The sequence below is a fragment of the Dialister sp. genome (genome assembly GCF_036343215.1).
Classification (GTDB): Bacteria; Bacillota; Negativicutes; order Veillonellales; family Dialisteraceae; genus Dialister.
The window spans coordinates 1-2,758 of sequence record NZ_JAZASU010000158.1 but is presented as its reverse complement, the minus strand read 5'-3'; the positions used below and the strand labels follow the sequence as shown (position 1 = coordinate 2,758).

Genomic DNA, 2,758 nt, shown 5'->3' with positions numbered 1-2,758 from the left:
GTAGGTAATTCCCTGTTCAGGATGGGTTATTGGCTGACTCCATTGTACAGGGTGAATCCACGAATGTGCAAACCGGAGGTCACTTCATATTATCCCACCGCTATCGCGGAGCTCTCCCCGGGGAGAGCCTGACGCCGGGTGGAGCCGGCGTTTGAGTCAATTGGCATATTAATCATGCTTTGTGATTTATGTCGTCAGAGATGCTTACCGTTTCGACATGTTCGTCCTCCCACCGCTATCGCGGAGCCCTCCTATCGAGGAGGGCTGGACGCAGGGCAAGGCTGACTTTTTAGTCAATAGCGAAAAGGCTCCCCCTTGGGGGAGCTGGCGCCGTAGGCGACTGAGGGGGGAGGGGTGTAAAATTACTCGCATAGAAGTTCCGAGTTCCGGGTTTCCATAAGCCTTCGGCGTCTCGCATCAGACCGCCCACAGTTTCTCGCATAGAAGTTCCGAGTTCCCAGTTGACTCGCATGGAAGTTCCGAGTTGCGAGTTTTACATCAGCCTTTGGCAGGTCCCATTAGCCCGCCCTTGAAAAGGCGGCCTTTGGAAAATCGGATGAGGAGTGGATTGTGCATGTATTTTTATTTATTAGTGCATTATATGCGTAAGAAACACACATGTGTGTTTTGGCTGCTTTTAATAAACGCACTTGTGTGTTAATATAACTATACGGAGGTGAATCTTATGCCAAATATAAATCTTAAAGAGACGCTGACCATAGAATTTAAGAGTGATAAAAAGAAATATCCTGATAACGAGATTATCGATGCTGTGGTTGCTTTTGCCAATACGGATGGTGGAGATTTTTATCTTGGCGTTGAGGACGATGGCGAAATTACAGGTCTTCATAAAGATCATCAGGATATAGACAGGTTGAATGCTTTTATTGCAAATAAGACGATTCCACCGGTATCGGTTCGTTCTGAGGTCTTATTTTTTGATGGGATTCCTGTATTAAAAATTGCCGTTCCCAGGCATAAGAATATTGTGGCCACTTCTTCAGGTAAACTGGTCAGGAGACGGATCAAAGTTGATGGTACCCCTGAAAATATTCCGATGTATCCTTATGAAATTGTCTCTCGGTTATCGGATCTTTCGTTATTGGATTATTCCGCACAGCCCGTTGCAGGCAGTTGTGTTCAGGATTTCGATCCTTTGGAAAGGGAAAGGCTGCGCAATCTGATTCGTACTTACCATGGGGAAAAAATGCTGCTTGAACTTGATGATGCCGAATTGGATCAGGCACTCCGCTTAACAACGATTGTTGATGGGAAGCCATGCCCTACTTTGGCCGGCCTTTTGATACTTGGTAGAAAGGAACGTCTTCAGGATCTTGTCCCGACAGCAGAATCTACTATTCAGGTCATGGATGGGACTGATTTAAAAGTTAATGAGTCTTTTACGCTTCCTCTGCTGGCTGCTTTTGAAAAAATTACGGCTTATTTTAATGCATGGAATCGGGAAGAGGAGATGGAGGAGGGGCTTTTTCGTATTTCTATTCCCGATTTTGACAAGCGTGCTTTTCGTGAGGCACTGGTCAACGCTTTCAGCCATCGGGATTATTCCATGCTGGGCAGGGTCCGCGTATTAATCAATAATGAGGGTCTGACGATCAGTAATCCGGGCGGTTTTATCGAGGGGATCAATTATAAAAACCTGATTGATGCGGAGCCTCATGGTCGCAATCCGGTACTTGCAGACTGCCTGAAACGTATAGGACTTGCTGAAAGGTCAGGGCGGGGAATTGATCGGATTTATGAAGGTACTCTCCGTTATGGGAAGGGGGTCCCGGATTACAGTCAGTCCACAGAAGTTATGGTCAGGCTTTTCATTCCAAATGCTCTTCCGGATAAATCTTTTATTTCCATGCTTACTGCGGAGGAAAAGAAACGTCATCACGATTTTTCTGTTTATGCTTTAGTGGTTTTAAATTATCTTATAAGGCAGCACCGAGTACAGTTGGAGGAAATCAGGGACAGCTTTGCTATTGAAGAAAGCCGGTTAAAGGTAATTATGGAAAATCTGGTTGAATATGGCATTGTGGAAGCAATAGGAAATGGAAAAAACCGATCTTATATTTTAAGCGCTCATGTATATAGGGCACAGGGAGATTTACCCGGTTATATCCATCAGGCAGGTATTGATCGTATCCGTTACCCGGCATTGATTTTACAATTTCTGGATCGGGAAAAAGAAATATCTCGGCAGGATGTAGTAAAACTTCTTCATGTTACTCCTGCTGCAGCTTATCATCTGCTGCAATCTCTGAAAAATGAAGGGAGAATTCACCTGAAAGGGAAGGGACGGTCTGCTAAATATATAAAATCGGAATCATGAATTAAATGGAAAACAGGAATGAGATACCCGGGGACTATAGGCTCTCCGGGATTTTTATTGTATATCTATGAAAGATATTTGTGTAAAGATTTGTCTGCATTTGCTCTTTGGTTGACAGGGATGAAAATGGTTTCGGCATGTTCCCTCCCACCGCTTCGCGGAGCCCTCCTATCGAGGAGGGCTGGACGCAGGGCAAGGCTGACTTTTTAGTCAATTGTGAAAAGGCTCCCCCCTGGGGGAGCTGGCTGCGAAGCAGCCTGCGGGGGGAGGGGTGCGAAATGGCTCGCATAGAAGTTCCGAGTTCTGAGTGAAGCATTGGCCTTCGGCAAAGTCCCATTAGTCCCCTCTCACCGCATTCGCGGAGCTCTCCGCAGGGAGAGCCTGACGCCGGGCATAGCCAGCGTTTGAGTCAATTGGCAT

1 protein-coding gene is annotated in these 2,758 nt (G+C 46.1%); it reads left to right on the top strand.

Annotation, left to right across the window (positions count from 1 at the left end):
• The first annotated feature begins 685 nt into the window (after positions 1-685).
• Positions 686-2,338 (top strand): RNA-binding domain-containing protein, encoded by a 1,653-nt coding sequence (locus tag VZT47_RS09965; RefSeq protein WP_330224809.1) that lies wholly within the window; start codon positions 686-688, stop codon positions 2,336-2,338.
• Positions 2,339-2,758 lie beyond the last annotated feature (420 nt).

Coding starts and splice junctions, on each gene's coding strand:
- VZT47_RS09965 (WP_330224809.1), top strand. CDS start 686: ATGCCAAATATAAATCTTAAAGAGACGCTGACCATAGAATTTAAGAGT.